Consider the following 25,213-nt stretch of genomic DNA (forward strand, 5'->3'; position numbering starts at 1 on the left):
GATTATGGTTATTGCTTGGTGGGCGGCCTTATTAGGTCTACTTTTAGCAATTGGTTTGATTCTTTTTCGAGTTAATCCAATTTATGCTTTAATTTTTGGTGCAATTATTGGTTGTTTAGTAGGTGGAATGTCACTTTCACAGACAACTGACACAATTATCAAAGGTAGTTCTGGAGTTATGGGAACTATTATCCGTGTTATTGCAGCTGGTGTTTTGGCTGGTGTAATGATGGAATCTGGAGCAGCAAACGTGATTGCTTCGAATATTGTTAATCATTTTAGTGATCGTTTAGCTATTTTAGCTCTAGCATTATCAACGATGGTTTTAACTGGTGTAGGGATCTTTATTCCAGTGGCTGTTTTGATCGTGGCTCCAATTGCCTTAGAAGTTGGACAAAAAATGCATTATAGTAAGTTATCGCTTTTAGTAGCTTTGTCTGGTGGAGGTAAAGCAGGAAATATTATTTCTCCCAATCCTAATACTATTGCGGCGGCTAAAGGATTTAACGTTGATTTGTCGCAAGTTATGATAGCTGATTTCGTCCCAGCGGTAGTGGGTTTAGTAGTAACAGTATTATTGGCTACTTTAATTAAACACAAAGGAAGCTTTGTTTCTGAAACACAAAAGTTTGAATCAAAGGCTTCTAAAGATTTACCTAGTTTACGTGCAGCAATTGTGACTCCATTAGTTGCCGTTGTTTTGCTTTTGATTACTCCAGTCGGAGATATTCTAGGAATCAAAGCTTTAGCATCATTTAATCTTGATGCAATGTATATCTTGCCAATAGCTGGTTTGATTGGTACTTTGGCCATGGGACAAAGAAAGAAATTTCTTCAGTATATGTCTAAAGGTTTGTCACGTATGACAGATGTAGTATTGATCTTAATTGGTGCTGGTGCGATTGCTGGTTTGGTTTCCGCTTCTAATTTGCCACAAAAAGTGGTTGAAATTGTTCAAGCATCAGGTATTTCTGGAACTTTCTTGGCTCCAATAGCTGGTATTTTGATGGCGGCAGCCACAGCTTCAACTTCAACTGGTGTTATTTTGGCTTCTAATTCATTTAGTAAGTCGATTATGTCATTTGGAATTTCTGGAACAGGTGCAGCAGCTATGGTTCATACTGGTGCTACAGTTATCGATCAGTTGCCACATGGTAATTATTTCCACGTTACTGCAAAAGCGGTCGATATGCACTTTAAAGAACGAATGAGCGTTGTGCTTTGGGAAATGCTAGTTGGACTTTCAATGACAGTTGTTGCAACATTAATGTATGGAAATCTGTTTTAGAGGGGGATTATAAATGAAAATTGTTTTAGCGCCGGATTCATATAAGAACTCATTAACAGCTAAAGAAGTTGCTCAATCAATACGTAAAGGCTTTGAAAAAGTTTTTCCTGAAGCTGAGTATGTCAATGTGCCAATGGCAGACGGTGGTGAAGGAACAGTTCAATCCTTAGTCGATGCAAAGAATGGTCAAATCATTACTGAAGAAGTCGTTAATCCCTTAGGTAATTCGACTGAGGCCCATTATGGTCTTATTGATAATGGTAAAGTAGCTGTGATCGAAATGGCTGAAGCTAGTGGGATTCAATATATTAATCAATTTACACAAAACCCTTATATCACAACTACTTTTGGTACTGGACAACTAATCAAATCAGCCATAAAAAATGGTGCGAGAACTGTTATCATTGGTATCGGTGGGTCTGCTACCAATGATGGTGGTGCAGGTATGGCTCAGGCTCTAGGTGCACATTTACTCGATGAAAAAGGCGAAGAATTACAGTATGGCGGTGCCATGCTTAAAAAGCTTGATCATATTGATGTATCAGAAATGCTACCGGAGTTGAAAGATGTAAGAGTAGTAATTGCTTCAGATGTTACTAATCCATTAACTGGTCCTAATGGTGCTAGTCACGTCTTTGGACCACAAAAGGGTGCTAGTCCTGAGATGGTTGAATTTTTAGATGATGCTTTGTCACATTATGCTGAAGTTCTGAAACGTGATTTGAATAAAAATTTAGAGAATGTTGCCGGTGCTGGTGCTGCCGGGGGATTGGGTGCTGGTCTATTGGCCTTTACTAACTCACAGATGCGCTCAGGCGTAAGTATTGTGATTGATTACACAGATTTAAAGGAAAAAGTAAAAGATGCTGACATCGTCGTTACAGGCGAAGGACAGATTGATTTTCAAACTAAATTTGGTAAAACTCCAATTGGAGTGGCTAAAGCTACGAAAGAAGTAAATCCTGATGCTACCGTAATAGCTATTGCCGGTTCGATTGGCGAAAAAATTTCTGAATTATATCCATTAGGAATTGATGCCATTTTCACCTGTGTTCCAGGTGTTGAAGAACTATCTCAAGCCATTCAAAATACAGATAAGAATTTACAACAGGCTGCAGAAAATATTGCTCGCCTAATCAAAAATACAAAATAAAAAGATTAAGCATTTAACCTTCCGTGTGGTTGAATGCTTAATCTTTTTGATTTCTGGAATTTTACTTAGTAGATGATATATTTATAATGTACAAGTTTAAGGAGAAAATATGAGAATAATTCAAGTCACTGATCGTTCTACGATCTTAATAAATGAATTAATCGTTGTTTGGGAAAGTTCAGTTCGGGCTACCCATAAATTTCTAGATGAAGAATCAATTCAAGGATTCAAAAAAGAACTTCCTCAAATAATTAAAAATGTTCCGATATTAATAGTGGCTTTAAATGATGATGATAAGCCTTTAGCCTTTATGGGAATGACAAAGCGGGAAATAGATATGTTATTTGTTTCTGACACATGTCGAGGTAAGGGAATTGGGAAAAAATTGATACTTTTTGCATTTAGTAATTTTAATGCCAATAAGGTAAATGTTAACGAACAGAATCCGCAAGCAGTTGGATTTTACCAACATATGGGGTTTGAAGTATATGATAGAACCGAAAAAGATGATGCAGGAAATCCATATCCAATTTTATATATGCGAAAAAAAGAGTCACATATAAAAATGTCTTAAATTTGATTGCTAAGAAAATTAATTAAGAGTTATTCTTTTTTTAAATCAAATGGAAGGATAAAACTAATGGAGAAAGAATATAAAACTATGTCATTTGGGACGACAAGCTTGAAAATAGATACTGGAAAGAATCAATTTTTTCCTCAAGGAGTAAACGTCAAAGCACATGTAGACATGGATACTGGCGAGGTTAAGCTTTTTATTGATTCTGAAGATTTAAAGAAATTAAAATGAAGACATCTCTTGTCAATTCGTGGTCATTTGCGTAATACTTAACTGTAGAGATGCTTTTGAGAGGTGGCTTTGGATAGATGAATAATGAAATTAAATATATTATGGATGAATTAGATGTAATCTATGGGTTTTATCAAGATAAATTTAGTTTAAAACGGATCAAGACATATATTTTGAGCATGCCGGAAGGAACAAAAATTATTAAAGTGAATTCAGGTAAAGTTCCAATGTATGATCATCAAGTTAGTTTACCGATTGCCGAGTTTAATGATCAAACCGATGCAGTAGGGTTACTACAAGTTAGTCATACGACGGTAAATAATCGTTCTGAAGAGGATATTGCAGCTGATTCTGAGCGAATTACAACATTAGTCAATCGTTTAGTTGTTTTGATAGCACCTAAAGCGTAAAGATACAAAAAAGAACGTCAACCGCAGAAGGTTGACGTTCTTTTTTTACTTAATTAGAGGAGGATCTAATTTTTTCTTTGAATGTGTGAATGAATGTATTGATATTAAATTAGATCAAGTTTGCGATTTGCATTAAGATTGGCACAACAATAACGAATAAGACGGTTGAAGTTGTAACCAAGTTAGTAGCGTAATCGACATCACCATGTGATTGATCAACTAGGATAGGCAAGACAGCTAATCCAGGAGCGGCTGATTGAATGATGAATGAATTTGATTCGATATTAGGTAGTGAAGTACCCATCATTGAACCACCAATTAAAATGATAGCAATCATGATAGCTGGAGCAACAACGAATCTACCCAATAAAGCTAAAATAGTATCGCGATCAAATCTGATTGACTTCAAACCAGCATCTGCCAAAATGATACCAATGTAGATAAGTGACATAGGTGTAACGATACCACCAACCATGTCAAGGGTCTTATTGATCCATTCTGGAACAGGGATAGCTAGTAGTAAGAAAACAAGTGATACTAAGAAACCAACAAGTGGAGCAGGAAGTAATTTCTTCCAGTTAAAGTCTTTTTTAGCACCTTTTTCAACAGTTGGATCATCACTAGAAATAAAGAAGATACCAACAGCCCAAGTAGAGATAGTATTCATAACATAGTAGATAAGGAAGTAAGGTAAACTCTTAGTTCCAAATAGAGCCATGTTCAAAGGTAAACCGATGAAGATTGTATTAGCATTAACGAACATGTTAATGAAAGTACCACGACGGCCTTTTCTAATACGGAAGACCTTTGTTAAAATCCAAGCAATGATGTAACCAATAGTAAAACTGGCGAAGGTGAAAATCAAACCACCAGATAAACTAGCTAATTTATCTCTGTTTAAATATTTCAAAACAGAAACGAAGATTGATGCGGGCAAAGCGATTTTCATAATAATGAATGAAATATTACCCTTAAATTCGTCACCCAAACGACCAGAGCCTCTAAGCCAGTAGCCCAATGCGATGACAAGAACGATTTCAGCAACACTTTCAAGTGAAGTGATAAATGCAGCCATAAATAAATTCCCCTTTATTTAACAAAAATTTTAATTAATATTTAGGTTCCCACTTTAAGTCGGCAACTGACTTTTTAGCATCAGTTGCAGTTGTTAATTTTTCGTCGATAGCTTGTTGAGCAACACCGACAGCAACAGTCATACTGAATTCATCTAGTTTTGAAACTGGAGGAAGAACAGCAGCACCAGGTTGTGTTGGATCGACAATACCACCCAATGAGTGAGCAGCTTTGTTGATCATACCATCTGAAAGAATCTTAGCATTAACAGCCATAGAACCTAATCCAAGACCAGGGTAAACTAAAGCGTTATTAGCTTGACCAATATGGTATGTAACACCATTGTATTCAACTGGTTCAACAGGAATACCAGTAGCGATAAGAGCTTTACCATCTGTCCATTTCAAAAGATCTTCAGCCTTTGCTTCAGCAAGTTTTGTAGGATTTGATAGAGGGAAGATGATAGGACGTTCCGTATGTGCAGCCATTTCCTTGATAATTGGTTCTGTAAAGGTACCAGGTTGTGTTGATGTACCAACAAGGATAGTAGGATGTACAGCTTTAACAACAGCTTCCAAGTTTGTTAATTCGTCAGCGTTAGAAAACTCACTACGTTGTCTTGTGAATGGCTTTTGTTCAGGTGTCAAACCTTCAGTGTCATCGAATAGAAGACCTTGTTTGTCGACTAAGTAGAAATGTTTTCTAGCTTCGTCTTCTGAAAGACCTTCTTCAACCATGGCGTCAAAGATTCTCTTAGTGATACCAGCACCAGCTGTACCAGCACCGAATGACAAGTAAACTTGATCAGTAAGCTTTTGCTTAGAAATGTTCAAAGCACCAAGAATACCAGCAAGAGTAATAATACCTGTACCTTGAATATCATCATTGAATGTCAAAATCTTATCTTTATACTTGTTTAAGATATTAGCAGCATTGCTACGACCAAAATCTTCAAAGTGAAGATACATATCAGGGAATAAGCTTTCAGCTAAATCAACGAATTTGTCAACAAAGTTGTAGTACTTGTCACCTGTAACACGTTCATGGTGATTACCCATGTATAGATCATCAGCTAATAATTCTTTTCTGTTTGTACCAACATCAAGTACAACAGGAAGAACTGACTTAGGATCAACGCCAGCAGCGGCTGTATAAACCATTAATTTACCAACAGAGATGTCAACACCTTGAACACCCCAGTCACCAATACCAAGAATACCCTCACCATCAGTAACAACGATTAACTTGATGTCACGTCCAGCAGCGGCGTTCTTTAATGAAGCTTCCATGTCTTCTTGATCATCAATTGATAGGAAAGCAGCATTTTGTGGATCTAAGAAGAAATGACTGTAATTTTCAATTGTGTCAGCGATTGTTGGATCATAAACAACTGGCATAAATTCGTTAACATGTTCACTGAATAACTTGTAGAACAAAGTAACGTTTTCGTTGAAAATATCCATAAGATACATTCTCTTAGCTAAGAATGTATCTTTGCTTGAGTAATTTTCGTAGGCTTGTTCTACTTGTTGATCCAAAGTTTGAACGAATGGTGGAAGTAAACCTTCGATATGGTTTTCTTTTCTTTCTTCCTTAGTAAAGGCAGTACCCTTATTTAAGAAGTGGTTATTTAATAAATTTAAACCCTCATATTTCATAAATATAATTCCTCCTAATTAACTTTTTCAACCGTGAATACATTATAATAAAAAGTATGCTTTACTATGTCGTTATTTATAAACTTATTTTACAAATAATGAATTTATCAAAAATACTCAATTGGCATATTTTCTATATAAAAATGTCTTTCACTTAACTTTCGAATGTATCATAAACCTTAATAAAAAATATAGTCAAATATGTTATCATTGATAAATAATATTTATAGGTGAAAATATGAATTTAAAAGATTATCAATATTTTAAAAAATTATCTGAATTAAAGAACTTTTCAGAAACAGCAAGTTTCTTTGGCGTTAGTCAACCAACCATCACTTATTCATTGAAACGACTAGAGAATACTTATGGAATTCCATTGGTTGAACGTAAAAGCTATGCCAATTCACTAACGTTGACGTATGCTGGTCAACAAGTATTGCAACATATTAATCGAATACTTTTGGAAGATCATTTGATTGATGATGATATAAAAAGAATTAAGCGAAAAAAGATAGTGATGGGATGGCCACCGATAATCACTAATTATGTGATTCCTAAGATATTTGATCGTCTAAGGGACAATGATCTCTTGGATTCAATTGTTCCTGTACCAGAAAATTCTAAAGAACTATTATCTAAACTAAAAAAAGGTGATATTGATCTTTCATTGTTAGGAACAACGACAATGCCACAGGAAGATCAACTTGAATATCAGTTGATCAAAGAACATCATTTTAAGTTTATTGCTTCGGATAAGCGTGATGTTTCTAAAATTACGACCGTACAACAACTGTTTGACGAGGATTTTATTTCACTGAATGAGGGTTCTGTCCATAAATTAGTGTTAGAAAGACTGATTGAGCATTATAATGTTTCGCCACATACAATGTTTCAAACTTCTGACTATAAGCTAATGCTCAATCTTGTCAAAGCGGATAAGGGGATTAGTTTTGTAACTGAAACAGCTATTCAGGGCGTTTCAGGTATTCAAGAGATAAAGATAGATGATATACAATTACCATCGTTTTTTATTCTTTTTATTTACCGCCACAGTATGGTGGGAAATGAAACTTTAGGTAAGTTGATGCATATTTTTAAAAATATATAGAAAATAATTTTTGATTATAAAAAATTCGTGGTATACAGGTATAGTCCATTAACGTTACAATATATTTACCAATTGGTATTGGTGGATTATCGCAGTGATACTAATTACATATAAATAGGAAATTATATCTCATCAATATATTCATTTTATTTAGCTTTTATTACGTTATTATCACTTTGCACAATCAAAATGGATTAAAATTTGTGGGATAGTACATGTTAAAAGAAGTCCATTTTGTTGTTAGAAAGCCAGTTTTAGCTGGCTTTCTTTCTTTTTATAAGATGATTTATAAAAATATGTCATCTTTTTATAAAGTAATGTTTTTAAAATTTAATATGATATCATAATAGATGAAGAGGAGATTTAAATCCTACGTTTCCTCTTTCTTGATAATTTCATGATAATAATGGTTAAAGACTATTGTCGATTTAATGGTGGTTCCTCCCTGAGCTGCCATTTTTTTATGCCTAGAATTTGATAATACGACTGTTAAAACTGTGTTACAGCAATAATAGAGTTATTTTGTATGGTATAATTTTTTGTAATAAGCCATTTAGGAGTTTTTAGTATGAATTACAACGAGAGTCAACAAAAAGAAATTGCACAATATGCGATTGAGCATGATAACAATTACAAGGCTACTGGTGAAAAGTATGGAATCTCATATCAACAAGTGGCCGCTTGGGTAAGAAAATATAAAAAAAACACCCCAATTAAACAGGTAGAACCTGCTAAAAAGAAGTCAGCTAAAAAAGTAAGTCAACCTCAAGCAAGTACGTTAGATGTTTTGAATCGTAAAGATCCTGTTTTGGAGGCACAATTACGAGAAGTTAAAAAGAGATTAGGATTGATCTAAATGAAAAAAGTTATTTTTGTCTGTTTAGGTAATATCTGTCGATCACCAATGGCAGAGATGATTATGGATCAATTAGTTGATCAACAAGGATTGACTAATGAAATTCAAGTGGAATCACGTTCAACATCTACCTATGAGATTGGTAATGAACCACATCCAGGTGCGATTGCTGAATTAAAACAACGAAATGTCCCATTAGTGAAGCATCAGGCTAAACAAATAACGACAGATGATTTTGAATCTGCTGATTTAATTATTGGGATGGACAAACAAAACATTATTGATTTAAAACAAATGGCACCTCAGAGTGCTCAAAATAAGATTTACTTAGCATTTTCAAGTATGAACAAAGATGCCGAGGTCCAAGATCCATGGTATGATCATAATTTCAATCGTACTTATCGACAGTTGATGGAATTATTGCCAGCATGGTTGGAAAAATTAAAATAAAAATATTGCTTTTAGCTTCAAAAAGGGTCCAGGTATGATAATCATACTTGGACCCTTTTTTTATAGTTTATTTTGAGTTCTAATAACGTAAGCATCTAACAAAATACGACTGATAACTTGTAATGGTAGGCGAGATCTTACTTCGTAGTCAGGAAAATACGAAGTTTGTGATTTATATCCTAGAAGAACCATTTCGGAGTACTTGTTAATAGCACCTTCTTCGTTAGTTGTAATGGTTAAAGTACTAACACCATTCTCGAAGGCATTCCTAGCACCGGTTACTAATTCTTTAGTTTCTCCATTTAAAGAAATTAAAATCACTAGGTCTTCACGTTTGATGCGCTTACTCATAGTAACGATGATGTTAGGATCAGTACTTAAAATACAATTTTTACCTAATAACTGTAATTTGACCAATATTTCATGTGCAATCAATTCTGAAAAGCCTCGTGCGAAAATATAAATATTTGTTGCTTTTTTAATCTTTTGAACTGCATCTTCGATTGAACCAACATTGAGCATACTAAGAGTATTGTCTACTTCGTATTTATTCTTAAAAATGGCCTGTTTGATATCATGATCTACTTTTTCAAGATTTTTATAACGTAAGTTAGTTTTACCTTTATTTAATAATTGTTGGCGAAAGTCCGTATACCCAGAATAACCCATTTTTTTGGTAGTTCGAACAATGGTAGCTGTGGAAACATTGGCGTCCTCACTTAATTTGACAATTGAGAGATCTGGAATATCAACAAGATTATCTTGAATATAATTCCAAAGATATTTTTCTGAAGCACTTAATTTATTTTTCATTGAATCATCCTAATTTTGTAAGAGATTTTCGATAATAGTATTCATATAGTGATATTATGAAAACATTTACATGATATCACAATGTATTATGTAATTAAGAGATAGGGGGAAATGTAAATGATTTATACTTGTACCTTAAATCCAGCAATTGATTTATTTATTGAAACAGAACATTTGAAACCAGAAGTGGTCAATCGAACTAACAGTTATGACATCCAACCCAATGGTAAAGGAGTTAACGTATCTTTTATTTTAAAACACTTAGGTGTAGATAATACAGCTTTAGGTGTTGGCGGAGGATTTACTAGCGACTTTATCGAAAAATCTTTACAAGCTAAAGGTATCACAACTGATTTTACTCATATTAATGAAATTTCGAGAATTAATGTTTTCACAAGGGTAGTTGAAACGGATACTGAGTATAAACAAGTCAACAATGGTCCAGAAGTTACCAAAGAAAAAGTCGCCGACTTATTAGAAAAGATTTCTAAATTAACATCTGATGATAAATTAGTTGTTTCGGGAAGCTTTTCAAAGGGTATTGTTCCTGCAACAATCATAAAAATATCTGAGATGGCGGAACAACAAGGTTTTGATTTAGTGATTGACACAAGTTATCCAGAAGTAGTTGATACAGTTAGTCATCATCCGTTTCTATTGAAACCTAACGATGAAGAATTATTATCTTGGTTTGACCAAGAAGATACTCATGATTTAGCAGTATTAGTTAAATATTCAAAGAAACTGTTAAATCAAGGGGCTCAAAATATTTTGTTATCAATCGGTAGCAAGGGAGCCTTGTTCGTTAATCAGGAACATATTCTTTTTGGTAATGCACCCAAGATTAAAGTTGTTAATACTGCTTGTTCCGGCGATACAATGTTGGGAACTTTTCTTGCAGGAATGGAGCAACAGATGTCTTTTGAAGATAATCTCAAACGTAGTATCGCTGCAGCTAGTTCCACAGCTGCAACGTCTGGATTGACAGATTTTAGTGATGTTGATGAATTAATGAAACAAATTAAGATAGAACAATTGGAGGGATAATTATGGCAAAATATCAAGTTATTGCCGCAACTGGTTGTCCAACAGGAATTGCGCATACTTATATGGCCCAAGAAGCCTTAGAAGAGGCCGCTAAGAAACGTGGCATCTCTATTAAAGTGGAAACACACGGACAATCAGGAGTTGAACACGCCTTTACACAAACAGAGATTGATCAGGCAGATGGTGTTATTATTGCTGCTGACAAGGATGTTGATATTGATCGTTTTGATGGTAAACGTTTGATCAACGTATCTGTAACCAAAGGAATGAAAGAACCAGATGAACTAATTGAAAAAATTTTAAATGATCAAAATGTGCCTGTATATCACAGCTCAGGTAGTGTATCTAAGAGTTCAGAAGAGGCTGATTTGACGGGTTCATATTGGCATAAATTATATGTTTACTTGATGAACGGTGTTTCTCATATGTTGCCATTGGTCGTTGCTGGTGGTGTTCTAACGGCGGTATCGTTTTTCTGGGGTATTAACTCAGCTGATCCTAAGAGTGCCGAATATAATGCTTTGGCTGCCTTGCTGAATACTATTGGTGGTTTTGCCATGAACTTAATGGTACCGGTTTTATGTGCATATATTGCTGAAGCAATTGGTAAAAGAACTGGATTGGTAATTGGCTTTGTAACCGGAATGATTGCTTACACAAATGGGACAGGATTTCTAGGTGGTATTTTAGGTGGATTCTTAGCCGGATATGTTGCCGTACTTTTGACGAAATTGTTTAAGAAACTTCCTAAATCTTTAGATGGTTTGAAATCAATCTTCATATTCCCAGTATTAGGAGTTTTAGTTTCAGGTACGATTATGTGGTACATGTCAGTTCCTATGAAGGATCTTAATCAAGGAATGATGTCATTTTTAAAGAGCATGGAAAATTCCAGCCCAATTCTTTTAGGATTAATTGTAGGGATTATGTGTGCTGCTGATATGGGTGGCCCTATCAATAAAGCCGCTTATTTAACTGGTACAGCTTTATTAGCACAAGGTAATTACTTCTTTATGGCAGGAGTTTCTGCTGCATGTATTGCACCACCATTGGCAACAGGCTTTGCAGTTCTTTTCAATAAAAAAGCATATACAGCTAAAGAACGTAGTGCCGGTTATGTTAACTTCCTACTTGGTTCAACTCATATTACCGAAGGTGCAATACCTTTTGCCGCTAAAAATCCATTGTTAAATATTCCGTCATTTATGGTTGGATCAGCAATTGCAGCTATTCTTTCTTATGTAACTAGGATTTCCGTTCCAGCACCACATGGTGGCTTTATCGTCTTGCCATTAGTTAATAAACCATTCCTGTGGGTTCTCTGGATCGTGATTGGAGCTTTAGTTTCAGGATTCTTGCTATCAATTATTGCTGGACGTCAAAGTCGTCATGATGAAGTCGTTGCTACAACTGCTGGAAATGTAACAGCTGCTAATACTGAATCAGATACAGCCCCAGTAGCTCAAAATAATGATTTAAGTGAAATCTTGAATGAAGATAATATTGCTTTGAATGTAAAGGCTTCATCTCGGGATGAATTGTTGCAATATTTAGCAGATTTTTCTAAAAAATTAGGTTACTCAACTGATTCCACGGCAGTTTATAAAAAGTATTTGGCCCGTGAATCAGAAAGTTCTACTGGTATGGAAAAAGGTATTGCCATTCCGCATGCTCAGGATAAATCAATTAAAGGTTCGGCTATGTTGATTGTTAAATTAGCTCAACCAGTTGAATGGAAAACCTTTGATGGTCAACCAGTTGATATTGTTATTTCTTTCTTGATCCCTGATGAAGATGATGGTAGTAGTCATTTGGAATACTTATCAAGCACTTCTAAGTTATTGATGCACAGTGAATTCGTTGACTCATTACGTCAAGCTCAGACTAAAGCTGAAATTTTAAAGCTATTTAAATAGTTGCTATTCTTTGCAACAATTTTATATAGTCAATATTAATTAAGGTGATTAAAGAATTTCATCGTCTACAAAAGAAGAATAATAGTTATTAAGAAAACATTTAAGGTAATAAAATTACTTAAAAAATTTCTAATAGCTATTGTTCTTTTTTTAGTGGGGAAGGTTATGATAAAAGTAATTAGATTGGAGGTAGACAGATGTCATTTTGGCAAAAAATAAAAGATGCTTTTTATGGTCCCAAACGAGTAGACAAGTCGCAATATATTATTTCAACAAATGATAGTAATGTTCCCAATCAAAAACCTCGAGTTGATGTAATGAGTGATTTTACCGGTGTTTTACAAAAAGAAAATATTGTTGTTGGTGTTGAAGCGAGCACTCCAATTGAGGTTTTAAAATATTTGTCGCAATTAGCCGGAAAGTTAGATCCGCAAGTTGATATTCAAAACGTTTATGGTCAATATCTTTTAAGAGAGAAATCTTGTCCGACTGATTTAGGCGATGGAGTAGCTTTACCTCATGCTCAGATCGAATCGGTTTCAAAACTAAAAATGTTTATTCTTAAATTAAATAGACCTATTAATTGGACTGATCATGAGAAAGTAAGTATCGTAATTTCTTTTTTGATTCCTGATCCAGAAAATAAATATCAACATGTTGCCTATATGTCAACAGTGGCAAGATTATTGTTAAGAAAAGGATTTAGTGAATCATTGAAAAAAGCTCAAGATCCAAGTGATATCCTAAAACTATTTAAATAAAAATTTATGATAATGCTTTTTTGATAAGTGTATTAAAAGAAAAGCTTTTATAATGTTATACTTTTATTTGTATTGACTAATGAAGAACATTGGAGGGGTAATTTGATTGATGAATTAAGTGTTCTTACAGTAGTGACGAGACTTTTAGTTTCGGTTCTTTTTGCTGGCGTAATCGGAATCGATCGTGCTTACAAACATCGACCAGCAGGACTAAGAACACACGTGTTAGTTTGCTTAGGCGCTTGTATTATTGCAATGATTCAACAGAATATCGGATTTAATGCCCTTGAAATGGCACGACAATACCCGCAATTAAAAGGTGTTTTAAGAGCTGATGATGCTCGTTTGATTGCGCAAGTAGTTAGTGGAATTGGTTTCTTAGGAGCTGGTACGATCATTGTTGAACATCATTCAATTAGAGGCCTAACTACTGCAGCTAGTTTGTGGGTAGTGGCCTGTATCGGACTTGCAGTTGGTATGGGTGATTATATTATTGCGATTGCAGGATTCTTGGTGGTGTATGCAGTGTTAGGATTTTTAAAGAAAATTATTCGTATTAGCCCTGTGCGAAAATTAAAAATTGAATATCTGCATAAGGTTGACACGAAAAAATTTATTGATGATTACTTTAAGAAAAATAATATTACTGTTGAAGGCGTTAGATTCAGTGTCACTAAACGTGATAATGAGAAAGTCTATACTAATGTCTACTCGATTGATTTCGGTAAAAGTTTAGATTATGTCGATATTGTCGAGGGATTGTCAATGAATGATAATATTATTAAAGTGGAAACTATAAATGTTTAAAAGAATATTCCTAAATTAGCGTTTAGGAGTATTTTTTATTGGTCATTTTATAGAAATTTATTTAAATATTTAAATGGTCTAAATCAATTGCAATCTGTCTAGACCTTTGCTATCTTTGGACTATTGGGGGAATTAAATGATAAGAAATTTACCGACCAGACTCTTTGTCGTGCTTTTATGTACACTGATTTTGATGACAATCTATTTGTTTTTACCCAAAAACAGATTTGCCAGTAATATCTTGGAAGCCAAGATTAATATGGTTGATAAATCAAAACAAAAGACAGTCTCAGAATTTAGTGAGAAGCGTAAAAACTATTCTTATGTTTCGTTTGATAATCTATATGCCAATACTAGTCTTTACTATGGGACAAAGATTTATCAAAATGGACATATCAAAGATTTGGATATGGAACATAAATACTTATTAGTCGCTCTGGATGGGAATGATGAATCAAGAACCATAAAATTAAAATATAATCTTTCTGATTTTGAACGTGGGGAGATGGATTTTCGAGAAAATGATCCAATAAAATTTTATGGACGCGTGTTAACGACAGATAGTTACGTTAATGAAAAGGGACGCGATATCATTCGACCTGTAATCTCAGCAGATTTTATTCAAACCAAAATAAATAAACAAGAGGCCAACAATGGTGTTATTTAGTGGTGTTTCAGATGATTACTTTGAGTATTTGATGTATCAGGAATTAATTGATCTGCGACGTGAAGAGAAGGGAACGGATTGTTTTTTTGATAATAAAAAATTCGAATAAAAAAAGCCTAGAACAAATTTGTTCTAGGCTTTTCCTTTATCAAAAGGGTTTTTGTTAAAGAAATAGTAAAAATAAATGGCATTCACTTACTTTAGAAGTGACATTATAAACAAGAGAAGTTTATTTTTTATCTTTAAGATTCTTTTGATCTTTTTCAGATTTTTTATCTGCAGAATCTACGCGTTTTACGTTTTCTTTTACATCATCGGGAAGAGAGGCAAACTTATCAAATAAACTGCCAAAATCACTTTCACGTTTCACTGTTAGGCCCATCGGTATCAGCCCCTTTCAGTTATCTTTATAATTAAATACATTATAAATCCTTCTGAGAAAAATAACAATTCTTTACTCAATATTTTTGATTAAATTAATCGATGGCTTGGATCTTACCTGTAGCAATTGGGAGTGTGACATGTGCATCATAACTACCGACTTCACCGGCAACGGTGCTTGGTAGATTCAATTCTTCAGGGACACCATGTACATAAATCACTCTTTTATCTAGTTCCAAGTCGTCTGTTCCGAAAACTTTTTTGAATTTTTTTTGAAGTTGATCTAATGGCACATCAATTTCGTAAGCAAAGTAACCATTGTCATCTGAAACTGGATAGTTGTCGTTAGGAATGTTCATCTCGTGTGGTGCGTTATCAAAGGGAACCATGGTTGTACCAGAAACAATTTCAGTTTCAGGTAAATCAACTAGACCATCTTGATTGAGGTCTTGTTTCATTGTAGCAATTTGAGCATCTTTGCCATCAGGAAAACCGTGGAAATGTTCCCAGTGTTGGGTATTCTTAGGAGTATCGAACATTTCTATTTTAATATGTAGTCTATCATTATTTTGAATAAATTCAGCGGTCCCGTGAGCGCTTGTACCAATGAAATCCTCGTTTAAGGGTACGATATTAGCAATGTATTTTTTTGTCATAAGTCGTTCTCCTTTATTAATTGTAAACTATTTAATTTTGTACAATCTATTGTAAAACGTTTTTTAATAAAGTCAAGTAATGATTCATCGTAATAAGGGGTTAAAAAAAGTATAATAGAACATATGGTTGCATTTAATTTGACAATTAATGAACTTAAATTAGTATTAAATAAGTTTAGATCTATTGAAGAGGGAGGGATATTTGTTGGCAACTGAATATCTTGAACATAAATTAAGCCTTTTGCCACCGCGCCCGGGATGTTATCTGATGAAAGATATCAATTCTAAGATTATTTATGTCGGTAAAGCTAAAAATTTAAAAAATCGTGTTCGTTCATATTTTAAAAGTTCCCACGAAGGGAAAACTGCCCGTTTAGTTTCTGAGATTCGTGACTTTGAAACTATCATTACTTCTAATGATAAAGAAGCTTTTTTGTTGGAAATAACTTTGATTCAAAAACATCAGCCTTATTACAATATTAAATTGAAACGAGGAACTGGTTATCCATACATTAAGATTACTAATGAACGTGATCCCAAAATGGAAATCACTGGATTGATCAAAAAAGATGGTGCTTATTATTTTGGACCATATCCTAATGTATGGGCAGCTTCCAATACATTGAATTTTTTACAAAAAGTCTATCCTTTAAGAAGATGTCAAGGAAACTTAGGGCGGCCTTGTTTGTATTATCATATGGGGCAGTGTTTGGGGGCTTGTTTTCAAACCGTTCCTAAAGAAAAGTATGATGTTCAGATTGAAAAAATCAAAAAATTTCTAGGCGGTAATGTTGGTGAAGTTAAGCACCAATTGGAAAACCGTATGGAAAAAGCATCAGAAAAAATGGAATTTGAAAGAGCAGCAGAATTACGTGACCAAATTAAATATATTGAAACTACTGTTGAGAAACAAAAGATTATTTCAAATGATAGTACACCGCGAGATATTTTTAATTATTATGTTGAAAAAGGCTGGATTTCGATTCAAATCTTCTTTATTCGTCAGGCACGTTTAATGAAACGTGAAAAGAAAGTTTTTGCATGTATCAATACTCCTGAAGAAGAGTTATCGACTTTTATTTTGCAATTTTATAATCGTCGTAATCAAGTTTTACCTAAGGAAATTTTGGTGCCGGATAATTTAGATAAAGATACCTTATCGCAAGTGTTAAATATCCCCTTTAGAACTCCTCAACGTGGTCAGAAAAAAGATTTAATGGATATGGCAGCGGAGAACTCGAAATTGGTTTTGCAAGAAAAATTCCGTTTGATGGAGTTGGATAATCGTCAAACTTATGGTGCTCAAAAACAAATTTTTGAAGCCTTAGATTTGCCATATGGACATGTCATTGAATCCTTTGATCATTCACACATTCAAGGAACAAATCCGGTTTCAGCTATGGTCATGTTTAAAGATGGTCGACCTGAAAAAAGTGGTTATCGAAAATATAAAATAAAAGGTGAAGTTGAACATCAATCAGGAGCTGATGAAGCGGCTAATACTCGAGAAGTTATTTATCGGCGTTATTCGAGGTTAATTAAAGAAAATGATTCCTTGCCAGATTTAATTTTGATGGATGGTGGTATCATTGAATTGCGTGCTGTAATGGATGTTCTGAACAATGAGTTAGGAATAGACATTCCTGTGGCTGGAATGGTTAAAGATGATCATCATAATACTTCGCATTTGATTGTTGGTGAAGATGGATTAGAAGTGCCATTGGACCGTAAGAGTCAAGGATTCTATTTATTACAACGAATTCAAGATGAAGTGCACCGTTTTGCTATTACATTCCATCGTAAAACAAGAAGTAAAAATGCTTTGTCGTCACAGTTGGACAATATTCAAGGGGTTGGTCCTAAGATTAGGACTAAGCTATTGAAGAAGTTTGGCTCAGTTAAGAAAATGAAAGAAGCATCGATAGATCAACTAACAGAGATGGGCATTCCTAAGACGACAGCTCAGACAATTAAAATTACGTTAGCAAGTACGGATTTCCATAAGAAATATCATAAAGGTTAAAATTGGGGGATATTGTATGATTACATTAAAATCAGAACGAGAAATTGAAGGAATGCGTGAATCTGGTAAGATTTTGGCCGGAGTTCATTTAGGACTTCGCGACATGATTAAACCAGGAATTTCGGCTTATTCAATTGAAGAGTTTGCTAATGACTACATCGTTAGTCATGGAGCAACACCTTCTGAAAAGGGCTTTGAAGGCTACAAATATGCAACTTGTGTCGATGTGAATGATGAAGTTGCTCATGGTACACCTCGTAAGGATTTAATTCTTAAAGAGGGTGACATTGTTAAAGTTGATATGACTGTCAACTACAAGGGTTATGAGAGTGACTCATGTTGGAGTTATGGTGTTGGATCAGTTAGTCAAGAAACTTCTGATTTGATGGAAGTAACAAAGAAGTCACTTTATCTTGGTATTGCTCAAAGTATAGAAGGTAAACGTTTAGGCGATATCGGCTATGCTATTCAGCATTATACTGAAGATGAACATGGCTATGGGGATGTACGTGATCTCTGTGGACATGGAATTGGACCTACAATGCATGAAGAACCAGATGTTTTACATTATGGTGAACCCGGCAAAGGTTTGCGCTTAAAGAACGGTATGACTATTACTATCGAACCAATGATCAATGAAGGTACTTGGGAAATCGTTGACCGCTCTTTGAAAGATCCTAAAGATGATTGGATCTATTATGCAAGTGCCGATGGTTCTTGGTCTGCTCAATATGAACATACTTTAGCTATTACTGAAAACGGTCCTGAGATTCTAACTTCTCAAGACGCTGCTGAAGATAAAAAGTATCTAGATTGGGCTCGTAAATATCTTCAAGAACATAAACAAGCATAATATATTGCTAATTTTTTAAACAACATAAAAACCGTATGGAAACCATTTTGGTCACCATACGGTTTTTTATTAATTAATTCTTACTAACGTCATTTACGTGTACAAATTCGTCAGTCGCAACACGATAGTGTTTTTCTTGATTGTTGCCAAGGTAAGCAATGCGGTCATATTGCCAACCAGTGTGGGCAGCTAGGCCTCGGTTTGAAATTAATTTAGTATCAGAACTTACTAGATTAGTAATTTCTTTGTCTTTAGTTTCAACAATGCCTGATTCAACTTGGTAACGATAAACGTCTTGGGCGCGAACCCATTCGTTTACAGCCACACGATAATAAATTTGATTGTCAATTTTGACGTGTTGATCAAACTTCCAATCAGTGTGTTTTGACAAAGCCTTATTAGTTAAGGCAGAGAATTTGTCATTGTCTAATTGATATAATTTAACACTTTCTTTCATGGTTCCTACAAATCCGTTCATTTTATCAGGATTAGGGGTTGGACTTGGAGCTGGATTAGTTGGTGGTTGAGTTGATCTAGAATTGTTTGTTGAATGATAAATTACGAAGTCGTCGGTTGTGATCGTACCATCTGCATTAACTTTAGCTGTAACCGTATCCTTATCAGGCTTGAAACCGTTGATTTGTGGAACCTTGACAGTTATTGTCTCGCCCTTTTTACCAGTGATATTTGGAACAAATTGTTTACCAAGATTAGTTGAAATGGTTACGCCAGTTGTAACGGAATCATTTTGGTCATCAGAATAATTTTTTGATTCATAGTAGATTGCCAAGTTTTGAACTCGACCCGCCATTGATAAATTGACTTTCATTTTACCATTAGTGTAATAATGAAGAGCTTTATTTAAAAAGCCGCTTTCGAGTGGTTCGTCAAGTCCTAAATCGAAGATCAATTGATGGAAAGCTTTTCCAGACATGGAAGTTACACCAAGTTGAGGGAAATATGTATGGCTAACGCTAGAAAGAGTTTTGTTACGATTTAAAGTGGCTGTTCCTGGTGTAGGAAGTTCTTCAGTAATATCTTCAGGAATTTCTGTATAAAGTTCGTTTTTGATTGTTTTTTGTGAAAAGATATTTCCATCTAAATATACATTGAGGTTAACAACTGATGGATCAGCTTTTTTTAATTCAACGGTAAATTCAGCATTTTCGGGACTAACTGTGTCTGGGTCATAAGTCTTTACTAGTGGATCATCATTAAAATAAATATTGATTGGGTTATTTGGATTTTCCATCTCACTTAAATTTTCAAAATCGATATCAACAGCATCAAAATGTCCGTTTAATAAATTGTCTTTATCGAGATCTTCTAATGTATCAACGGTAACTCCGTCGCTGTCCCAGGTGTTTTTTTGAACATGCTGATAAATTTCTTGCTTGGTATCTTCGAAAATATAATGAATATTAGCATCGCCACTAATGAAATTGTAAGTGATGTGGTCAGTTTTTTGACCGTCGCTTAGTAGTGAAAGTGTCTGAGCTTTATCGTTATATCGAAGCTGTGTAGTGCTTGCAGCACCACTATAGTTAAGAATACCTTTCCAACCTGTAGTTATTTCTAAATCATTGACAGTAAAGTCTGTTTCTTTAGTAGATTTTAATTTGGCGATTTCTGAATCATTCAAATTAATATAAATATCGTCTAATTTAGTATTAATGTTTTTATTAGTTGAAGGGATGACAATACTCGTAGAAGTATTTAATTTGTCTAAAGAAATTTTATCAGTTAATTTAACTTGCTGAGCTCGTGGTTCTTGATTGTTAGTATGCTTGCCAGTGGTCTCATTTTTATTTTGAATAACTTCAGTATTGATTGTGTGCGCACTGGCAGTTGTTTGTTGAATTATTGGAGTTGTAAAGCCTCCTAAAATAATTGCTGATAGTAAGATTGTTTTTGTTTTCATAATAGAACTCCTTGCTTTTTGAGGTAGGGAATTTTTTCAAGTAATCACTTGTAAGTGCTTTCAGTATAGCAAGAAAAAACAGCTTGTCACTATCAAATAACGCGTTATATCAACAAACAATGCTTAGCAAAAAATGAATTCATATTGAGTTATTTTTCATAATAATTTACTTGTTTTGAAAATAATAAATTCGATCAAAAACTAGGCCAAAAAGAATACATTTTAACCCTTATTGAATTAAAATATGATTAGCAACAAAGTATAGCTCGATGAAAAGCGAGGTAGTCATGATGTTATCAACTATTGATAAGGTATCAGAGTTATTACAGGATGACTCAATAACAATATTTGAGATTCACAATGCTACTGGAATTAATCTTAAAACTATAAAGGAGTTGCGTAAGTCAAAGGATCTTGCTAAAGCAATCAATAATTTGAAATATAACGATGTTTTAGTATTAGAAGATTTTTTTAATGACGTTCAAATCAATTACATCAATGGGCATGATGATAATGATTTTTATAAATTCGTGATTCGTATGGGTGATTGGTTTGATGAGTCAATGGGGATCCAACAAGAATATTATCAATCTGAAGAAGGACTAGATGATGATTTAATGATAGCTACCGCTATTCAGACATTAAATGATATTTCTACTAGAAATAAATCTATCATGCTGGATCTTTATTTTAGCTATTCACGTGATGAACAAAATATTTAAAAAAGAGCTGTGAATCTTAGATTCACAGCTCTTTTTACTTGTATTCAATTATTTATTAGCTTTTTTAGCAGGTTTCCAGACACCATAAATGACACCTGAAATGATAGCACCAATAACAACAGCTAATAGGTAAAGCAAAGGTTTATTAGCAAGTGGTGTAACGAAGATACCACCGTGAGGAGCGGGAACATTAACACCCCATAGTTGTGTTAAACCACCACCGATAGCAGAACCGATAACACTTGAAACAATAACGTGTAATGGATCTCCGGCAGCAAATGGAATAGCACCTTCAGTGATGAATGATAAACCTAAGATATAGTTTGAAAGACCAGCTTGTCTTTCCTGTTCTGTAAACTTGTTCTTCCAGAATGTTGTAGCAATGGCAATTGCTAGAGGTGGAACCATACCACCGACCATAACAGCAGCCATTAAAGCACCATTTTGTGTTGCAGTAAATGTACCAATAGCAAATGTATAAGCAGCCTTGTTGAAAGGACCACCCATATCGATAGACATCATACCACCAAGCAAAGTACCCAAGATAACGGCATTACCGGTACCCATTGATTCTAGGAAGTGAGTAATAGCAGCGTTAACAACCGCAAAGATTGGATCGATAGCGAAGTACATGATAGCTCCGGTAAAGAGTAACCCTAGAACTGGATAAATCAAAATAGTTTTAAGACCAGCCAATGATTTTGGCAAATTCTTGAGCCATTTCTTTAAGAAGACAACAACCCATCCAGCAATGAAACCGGCTAGAAGACCACCGATAAATCCGGCAGGACTTTTAGATGAAACAACTGAAGCAGTAGCTTGAGATGCCATGTAACCACCAACAAAACCAGGTAGTAGAGCAGGACGATCACCAATTGAAACAGCGATATAAGCAGCAAGTACAGGAATTAGGAAACTGAAGGCATAGTTACCAACGTTATTGAAGAACAAGAACCATTGTGATTTAGCACCAACAGAGTTTTCCAACAAGAAGGAAATAGCCATCAAAATACCACCACCGACAACGAATGGCAACATGTTTGAGATACCATTCATTAGATCAGCATAGATTCTTGACCAAAGTGATTTCTTTTCTTCTGAATCATCTTCAGCAGCTGCAGCTCCACCTTCTGAATGGAAGACAGGTGCTTTTTGTTCAACAGCTAAGTTAATCAATTCTTCGGCCTTATTAATACCATCACTAACAGGGCGGTTAACTAGATGTTTGCCATCAAAACGTGGCATGTCAACTTTCTTATCAGCAGCAATGATAACACCATCGGCACGTTTGATTTCATCAGAGCTCAAAAGATGTTTAACACCTTCAGAACCGTTAGTTTCAACTTTAATGTCAACACCCATTTTTTCAGCTTGTTCTTTTAGAGCAGCTTCAGCCATGTATGTGTGGGCAATACCTGTAGGACAGGCAGTGACGGCAACAACGTAAGGTTTCTTTTCGTCATCATTTGTTGCATTTTTAGCAGCTTCAGCCTTAGCCTTTTGTTTTTCTTCATCAGCCTTGTCTTTAGCTTCTTTTTCTTGCATAGCTTTGTCGAATAAATCTTGAACTTCATCAGCTGTCTTAGCAGCCTTTAAATTTTTAACTAATTCAGGATTGATCAAAAGTGAAGATAAAGCGGCAAGAGCTTGCAAGTGAAGATTGTCAGCACCATCTGGAGCAGCAATCATGAAGAATAGGTAAGCTGGTTGTCCATCTAGTGATTTATAATCAATACCCTTAGCACTCTTGGCAAAAAGTACAGTTGCACGTTTAACAGCTTTATCACGTGCATGTGGCATAGCAATACCATCACCGATACCAGTACTTGTTTGTGCTTCACGTTTTAAAATATCGGATTTGTATAATTCTTTGTCATCGATAACACCGACTTGATAGTACTTGTCAACCATTTCTTCAATGGCATCCTCTTTTGTAGTTGCTTTCAAGTCCATGATCATGGCGTCTTTTAATAGTAGTTGTTTCAAGTCCATTTAAAAGTCCCCCTAATTAAACTTCAGTAATAGAAATTTCGTTATAAACTTCGTCAATTTTATTCTTTACGGCAATATCTTGACTGAAGGCTGTAGCTGATCCGCAAGCAGCACCCATATGGAAGCTTTCGATTGGATCTTTTGTTTCCATGAAAGTACCAGCAAAGCCGGCAATCATTGAATCTCCGGCACCAACGGAGTTGATAACAGTTCCTTTTGGTGCGTTAGCTTTGTAAGCTTTATCTTTAGTAACAAGCAAAGCACCATCGCCAGCCATTGAAACAAGGGCGTGTTTAGCACCTTTGTCCAAAAGCTTTCTAGCATAAGTAATAATTTCTTGTTCATTTTTGAAGGTAACATCAAACAAGTCAGCTAATTCATGATGGTTAGGTTTTACTACTAATGGGTGCAATGGCAAAGTATCAAGCAAAGCTTGACCAGTTGTATCAATTACAAAGTCCGCACCTTGTTTTTGAATTGTTTCAGCAATATCTAAATAGAATTTTGCGTCCAAATTTTTGCAAAGGCTTCCAGCCATGATAACAATATCGCCCTCGCCGATACCATCGAGGTTATTCATGAAGGCTTTTCTTTCATCATCGCTGATTGCAGGACCAGCACCATTGATTTCGGTTTCTTCATTTTGTGCAATATCGTTAATCTTGACATTGATACGAGTGTCTTGTTGTACCTTAGTAAAAGAAGTTTTAAGTTCATGTTTTGAGAGAAGTTCTTCAAACATCGAACCAGTAGCTCCACCAACAAAACCTAATGCTGTTGAATCAACATCTAATTCTTTAAGAATTCTTGAAACATTGATTCCTTTACCACCGGGAAGTTTAACGTCGTTAGATGTTCGGTTAACTTCGCCAGTTTTTAAATCTTTCAATTGGAGTACGTAATCAATTGAAGGATTGACTGTAATTGTGTAAATCAACTAAATTGCCTCCGTTATCTTAGTATGTTTACTTAAAACGCTTATTTCTTTTTCTGATAGTTTGTCAGTAATCAGATGTGCCTGTTCTAATGTAGCAAAACGACTAAAACTGACTTGTGAATACTTAGAATTATCAGATAATACGTAAGCTTGATTTGATTGTGCAATCGCTAAACTCTTGATCGCTGCTTCCTCTGGATCAGGGGTTGTATAACCCTCATCGACAGAAAAGCCATTCGTTCCGAGGAAAGCTCTATCGAAATGATAGTTTTCCAAAGTTTGAATGATATTTGCTCCAACTAAAGCCTTAGTAGAAGACTTTAATTTCCCCCCAGGAAGAAAGGTGTTCACGTTATAATCGGCCAACATCGAAGCGTTATCGACACTATTGGTAATGACTAACAGATCAGTATGTTCTATTAAGTAGGGAATCATGAATTGAATCGTTGTCCCAGAATCTAGGAAAATCACTTCATGATTGTGTACTAAGTTTGCAGCTGTCTGACCGATCATTTTCTTTTCATTAATATGAACTGCAGCTTTTTGTGAAAGAGCAGGTTCTTCATGTAAAGAAATAACGTTTTGAGCACCACCGTGAATTCTTAGTAATTTGTGACAATTTTCTAAGTCTTGTAAATCACGACGTAAGGTTGATTCAGAAGCACCCGTTAATGGAATTAGATCGTGGAGTTTGACAATATTATGTAATTTTAATTGTTCTAAAATAATTTGTTGTCGTTCTTCGGTAAGCACTTACATCACCTCACAAGAAATATAATACATCCAAATTCATTCAAAATCAATCATAAAAACTCAAAATCTTTCAAAACCTTTCATAAAATAATTAGACTTTAATAAAATACTGGACAATCAATACCAGTTCAAAGTATTATGAAGTCTGTTTTTGTGCTA

General features: G+C 34.8%; 26 protein-coding genes. 17 read left to right on the top strand and 9 right to left on the bottom strand.

Features of this window, described 5'->3' with window-relative positions; all coding sequences use genetic code 11:
- Nucleotides 1-4: 4 nt before the first annotated feature.
- From LAB100_RS00740 to LAB100_RS00755, 5 genes are all read left to right on the top strand, one after another.
- A complete protein-coding gene (locus tag LAB100_RS00740; RefSeq protein WP_174233483.1) occupies nt 5-1,288 on the top strand; it encodes a GntP family permease in 1,284 nt (427 codons plus the stop codon).
- Nucleotides 1,289-1,301: 13 nt separating this feature from the next.
- On the top strand, nt 1,302-2,441 hold the full coding sequence (locus tag LAB100_RS00745; RefSeq protein ID WP_119326847.1) for a glycerate kinase family protein: 1,140 nt from the start codon (nt 1,302-1,304) through the stop codon (nt 2,439-2,441).
- A gap of 109 nt (nt 2,442-2,550) precedes the next feature.
- A complete protein-coding gene (locus tag LAB100_RS00750; RefSeq protein WP_119326846.1) occupies nt 2,551-3,015 on the top strand; it encodes a GNAT family N-acetyltransferase in 465 nt (154 codons plus the stop codon).
- Nucleotides 3,016-3,081: 66 nt separating this feature from the next.
- Nucleotides 3,082-3,249, top strand: coding sequence for a hypothetical protein (locus LAB100_RS11485; protein WP_162894236.1), 168 nt, complete (start codon nt 3,082-3,084; stop codon nt 3,247-3,249).
- Between the two features lie 77 nt (nt 3,250-3,326).
- A complete protein-coding gene (locus LAB100_RS00755; protein WP_119326845.1) occupies nt 3,327-3,659 on the top strand; it encodes a hypothetical protein in 333 nt (110 codons plus the stop codon).
- Between the two features lie 109 nt (nt 3,660-3,768).
- Here LAB100_RS00755 and LAB100_RS00760 read toward each other — a convergent pair whose 3' ends face one another.
- Both LAB100_RS00760 and LAB100_RS00765 read right to left on the bottom strand, forming a co-directional pair.
- Complete coding sequence (locus LAB100_RS00760) at nt 3,769-4,734, bottom strand: AEC family transporter (protein WP_119326844.1); 966 nt, start codon at nt 4,732-4,734, stop codon at nt 3,769-3,771.
- Between the two features lie 34 nt (nt 4,735-4,768).
- Nucleotides 4,769-6,391, bottom strand: a complete 1,623-nt coding sequence (locus LAB100_RS00765) for a malolactic enzyme (RefSeq protein ID WP_119326843.1) — start codon at nt 6,389-6,391, stop codon at nt 4,769-4,771.
- Nucleotides 6,392-6,629: 238 nt separating this feature from the next.
- Here LAB100_RS00765 and LAB100_RS00770 point away from each other — a divergent pair, with 238 nt between their 5' ends.
- The 3 genes from LAB100_RS00770 (at nt 6,630) to LAB100_RS00780 (ending at nt 8,805) form a co-directional block, all read left to right on the top strand.
- Nucleotides 6,630-7,499 (top strand): LysR family transcriptional regulator, encoded by an 870-nt coding sequence (locus tag LAB100_RS00770; protein ID WP_119326842.1) that lies wholly within the window; start codon nt 6,630-6,632, stop codon nt 7,497-7,499.
- Between the two features lie 568 nt (nt 7,500-8,067).
- Nucleotides 8,068-8,355, top strand: coding sequence for a helix-turn-helix domain-containing protein (locus tag LAB100_RS00775; RefSeq protein ID WP_119326841.1), 288 nt, complete (start codon nt 8,068-8,070; stop codon nt 8,353-8,355).
- Entirely contained in the window at nt 8,356-8,805 is a 450-nt protein-coding gene (locus LAB100_RS00780; protein WP_119326840.1) for a low molecular weight protein-tyrosine-phosphatase, read from the top strand.
- A gap of 60 nt (nt 8,806-8,865) precedes the next feature.
- On the opposite strand, the gene LAB100_RS00785 is transcribed toward LAB100_RS00780, so the two are convergent.
- Nucleotides 8,866-9,618: a MurR/RpiR family transcriptional regulator gene (locus LAB100_RS00785; RefSeq protein ID WP_119326839.1), complete on the bottom strand. Its 753-nt coding sequence runs from the start codon at nt 9,616-9,618 to the stop codon at nt 8,866-8,868.
- 117 nt (nt 9,619-9,735) lie between these two features.
- Between LAB100_RS00785 and pfkB (LAB100_RS00790) the strand changes: the two genes are divergently transcribed.
- From pfkB (LAB100_RS00790) to LAB100_RS11730, 6 genes are all read left to right on the top strand, one after another.
- Nucleotides 9,736-10,665, top strand: a complete 930-nt coding sequence (pfkB, locus tag LAB100_RS00790) for a 1-phosphofructokinase (RefSeq protein ID WP_119326838.1) — start codon at nt 9,736-9,738, stop codon at nt 10,663-10,665.
- A gap of 2 nt (nt 10,666-10,667) precedes the next feature.
- Nucleotides 10,668-12,581, top strand: a complete 1,914-nt coding sequence (locus LAB100_RS00795; RefSeq protein ID WP_119326837.1) for a fructose-specific PTS transporter subunit EIIC — start codon at nt 10,668-10,670, stop codon at nt 12,579-12,581.
- A gap of 197 nt (nt 12,582-12,778) precedes the next feature.
- Entirely contained in the window at nt 12,779-13,342 is a 564-nt protein-coding gene (locus LAB100_RS00800) for a PTS sugar transporter subunit IIA (protein WP_119326836.1), read from the top strand.
- Between the two features lie 102 nt (nt 13,343-13,444).
- Entirely contained in the window at nt 13,445-14,149 is a 705-nt protein-coding gene (locus tag LAB100_RS00805) for an MgtC/SapB family protein (RefSeq protein ID WP_119326835.1), read from the top strand.
- 136 nt (nt 14,150-14,285) lie between these two features.
- Nucleotides 14,286-14,816 (top strand): hypothetical protein, encoded by a 531-nt coding sequence (locus LAB100_RS00810; RefSeq protein WP_119326834.1) that lies wholly within the window; start codon nt 14,286-14,288, stop codon nt 14,814-14,816.
- Nucleotides 14,803-14,925, top strand: a complete 123-nt coding sequence (locus LAB100_RS11730) for a hypothetical protein (protein ID WP_281273962.1) — start codon at nt 14,803-14,805, stop codon at nt 14,923-14,925. The genes LAB100_RS00810 and LAB100_RS11730 overlap by 14 nt, the downstream gene beginning before the upstream one ends.
- A gap of 120 nt (nt 14,926-15,045) precedes the next feature.
- On the opposite strand, the gene LAB100_RS11490 is transcribed toward LAB100_RS11730, so the two are convergent.
- A complete protein-coding gene (locus LAB100_RS11490; RefSeq protein ID WP_162894235.1) occupies nt 15,046-15,198 on the bottom strand; it encodes an SPJ_0845 family protein in 153 nt (50 codons plus the stop codon).
- A 94-nt stretch (nt 15,199-15,292) separates the two neighbouring features.
- On the bottom strand, nt 15,293-15,853 hold the full coding sequence (locus LAB100_RS00815) for a hypothetical protein (protein ID WP_119326833.1): 561 nt from the start codon (nt 15,851-15,853) through the stop codon (nt 15,293-15,295).
- Nucleotides 15,854-16,058: 205 nt separating this feature from the next.
- Between LAB100_RS00815 and uvrC the strand changes: the two genes are divergently transcribed.
- Nucleotides 16,059-17,876: an excinuclease ABC subunit UvrC gene (gene uvrC / locus LAB100_RS00820; protein WP_119326832.1), complete on the top strand. Its 1,818-nt coding sequence runs from the start codon at nt 16,059-16,061 to the stop codon at nt 17,874-17,876.
- 16 nt (nt 17,877-17,892) lie between these two features.
- Nucleotides 17,893-18,729: a type I methionyl aminopeptidase gene (gene map / locus LAB100_RS00825; protein ID WP_119326831.1), complete on the top strand. Its 837-nt coding sequence runs from the start codon at nt 17,893-17,895 to the stop codon at nt 18,727-18,729.
- 73 nt (nt 18,730-18,802) lie between these two features.
- Here the strand turns inward: map and LAB100_RS00830 are convergent, their stop codons facing one another.
- Entirely contained in the window at nt 18,803-20,650 is a 1,848-nt protein-coding gene (locus LAB100_RS00830) for a hypothetical protein (RefSeq protein ID WP_119326830.1), read from the bottom strand.
- A 287-nt stretch (nt 20,651-20,937) separates the two neighbouring features.
- Here LAB100_RS00830 and LAB100_RS00835 point away from each other — a divergent pair, with 287 nt between their 5' ends.
- Complete coding sequence (locus tag LAB100_RS00835; protein WP_162894234.1) at nt 20,938-21,372, top strand: hypothetical protein; 435 nt, start codon at nt 20,938-20,940, stop codon at nt 21,370-21,372.
- Nucleotides 21,373-21,420: 48 nt separating this feature from the next.
- Here the strand turns inward: LAB100_RS00835 and LAB100_RS00840 are convergent, their stop codons facing one another.
- The 3 genes from LAB100_RS00840 to LAB100_RS00850 are packed head-to-tail and all read right to left on the bottom strand — an operon-like array spanning nt 21,421 to nt 25,054.
- Nucleotides 21,421-23,364: a PTS fructose transporter subunit IIABC gene (locus LAB100_RS00840; RefSeq protein ID WP_119326828.1), complete on the bottom strand. Its 1,944-nt coding sequence runs from the start codon at nt 23,362-23,364 to the stop codon at nt 21,421-21,423.
- Nucleotides 23,365-23,380: 16 nt separating this feature from the next.
- The gene (gene pfkB, locus LAB100_RS00845) at nt 23,381-24,301 is read right to left on the bottom strand and encodes a 1-phosphofructokinase (protein ID WP_119326827.1); all 921 of its coding nucleotides are present in this window, start codon (nt 24,299-24,301) and stop codon (nt 23,381-23,383) included.
- On the bottom strand, nt 24,302-25,054 hold the full coding sequence (locus LAB100_RS00850; protein ID WP_119326826.1) for a DeoR/GlpR family DNA-binding transcription regulator: 753 nt from the start codon (nt 25,052-25,054) through the stop codon (nt 24,302-24,304).
- Between the last annotated feature and the right edge of the window lie 159 nt (nt 25,055-25,213).

It is taken from the genome of Companilactobacillus musae, assembly GCF_003967595.1.
In the GTDB taxonomy this organism is placed as follows: domain Bacteria; phylum Bacillota; class Bacilli; order Lactobacillales; family Lactobacillaceae; genus Companilactobacillus; species Companilactobacillus musae.

Bases quoted from the DNA above. Each gene is read 5' to 3' on its own strand.
- LAB100_RS11485 (WP_162894236.1), top strand. From the start codon at position 3,082: ATGGAGAAAGAATATAAAACTATGTCATTTGGGACGACAAGCTTGAAA.
- LAB100_RS00740 (WP_174233483.1), top strand. From the start codon at position 5: ATGGTTATTGCTTGGTGGGCGGCCTTATTAGGTCTACTTTTAGCAATT.
- LAB100_RS11490 (WP_162894235.1), bottom strand. From the start codon at position 15,198: ATGGGCCTAACAGTGAAACGTGAAAGTGATTTTGGCAGTTTATTTGAT.
- map (WP_119326831.1), top strand. From the start codon at position 17,893: ATGATTACATTAAAATCAGAACGAGAAATTGAAGGAATGCGTGAATCT.
- LAB100_RS00795 (WP_119326837.1), top strand. From the start codon at position 10,668: ATGGCAAAATATCAAGTTATTGCCGCAACTGGTTGTCCAACAGGAATT.
- LAB100_RS00830 (WP_119326830.1), bottom strand. From the start codon at position 20,650: ATGAAAACAAAAACAATCTTACTATCAGCAATTATTTTAGGAGGCTTT.
- LAB100_RS00800 (WP_119326836.1), top strand. From the start codon at position 12,779: ATGTCATTTTGGCAAAAAATAAAAGATGCTTTTTATGGTCCCAAACGA.
- LAB100_RS00810 (WP_119326834.1), top strand. From the start codon at position 14,286: ATGATAAGAAATTTACCGACCAGACTCTTTGTCGTGCTTTTATGTACA.
- LAB100_RS00775 (WP_119326841.1), top strand. From the start codon at position 8,068: ATGAATTACAACGAGAGTCAACAAAAAGAAATTGCACAATATGCGATT.
- pfkB (WP_119326838.1), top strand. From the start codon at position 9,736: ATGATTTATACTTGTACCTTAAATCCAGCAATTGATTTATTTATTGAA.
- LAB100_RS00765 (WP_119326843.1), bottom strand. From the start codon at position 6,391: ATGAAATATGAGGGTTTAAATTTATTAAATAACCACTTCTTAAATAAG.
- LAB100_RS00785 (WP_119326839.1), bottom strand. From the start codon at position 9,618: ATGAAAAATAAATTAAGTGCTTCAGAAAAATATCTTTGGAATTATATT.
- LAB100_RS00745 (WP_119326847.1), top strand. From the start codon at position 1,302: ATGAAAATTGTTTTAGCGCCGGATTCATATAAGAACTCATTAACAGCT.
- LAB100_RS00755 (WP_119326845.1), top strand. From the start codon at position 3,327: ATGAATAATGAAATTAAATATATTATGGATGAATTAGATGTAATCTAT.
- LAB100_RS00840 (WP_119326828.1), bottom strand. From the start codon at position 23,364: ATGGACTTGAAACAACTACTATTAAAAGACGCCATGATCATGGACTTG.
- LAB100_RS00835 (WP_162894234.1), top strand. From the start codon at position 20,938: ATGATGTTATCAACTATTGATAAGGTATCAGAGTTATTACAGGATGAC.
- LAB100_RS00815 (WP_119326833.1), bottom strand. From the start codon at position 15,853: ATGACAAAAAAATACATTGCTAATATCGTACCCTTAAACGAGGATTTC.
- LAB100_RS11730 (WP_281273962.1), top strand. From the start codon at position 14,803: ATGGTGTTATTTAGTGGTGTTTCAGATGATTACTTTGAGTATTTGATG.
- LAB100_RS00780 (WP_119326840.1), top strand. From the start codon at position 8,356: ATGAAAAAAGTTATTTTTGTCTGTTTAGGTAATATCTGTCGATCACCA.
- LAB100_RS00770 (WP_119326842.1), top strand. From the start codon at position 6,630: ATGAATTTAAAAGATTATCAATATTTTAAAAAATTATCTGAATTAAAG.
- LAB100_RS00760 (WP_119326844.1), bottom strand. From the start codon at position 4,734: ATGGCTGCATTTATCACTTCACTTGAAAGTGTTGCTGAAATCGTTCTT.
- LAB100_RS00750 (WP_119326846.1), top strand. From the start codon at position 2,551: ATGAGAATAATTCAAGTCACTGATCGTTCTACGATCTTAATAAATGAA.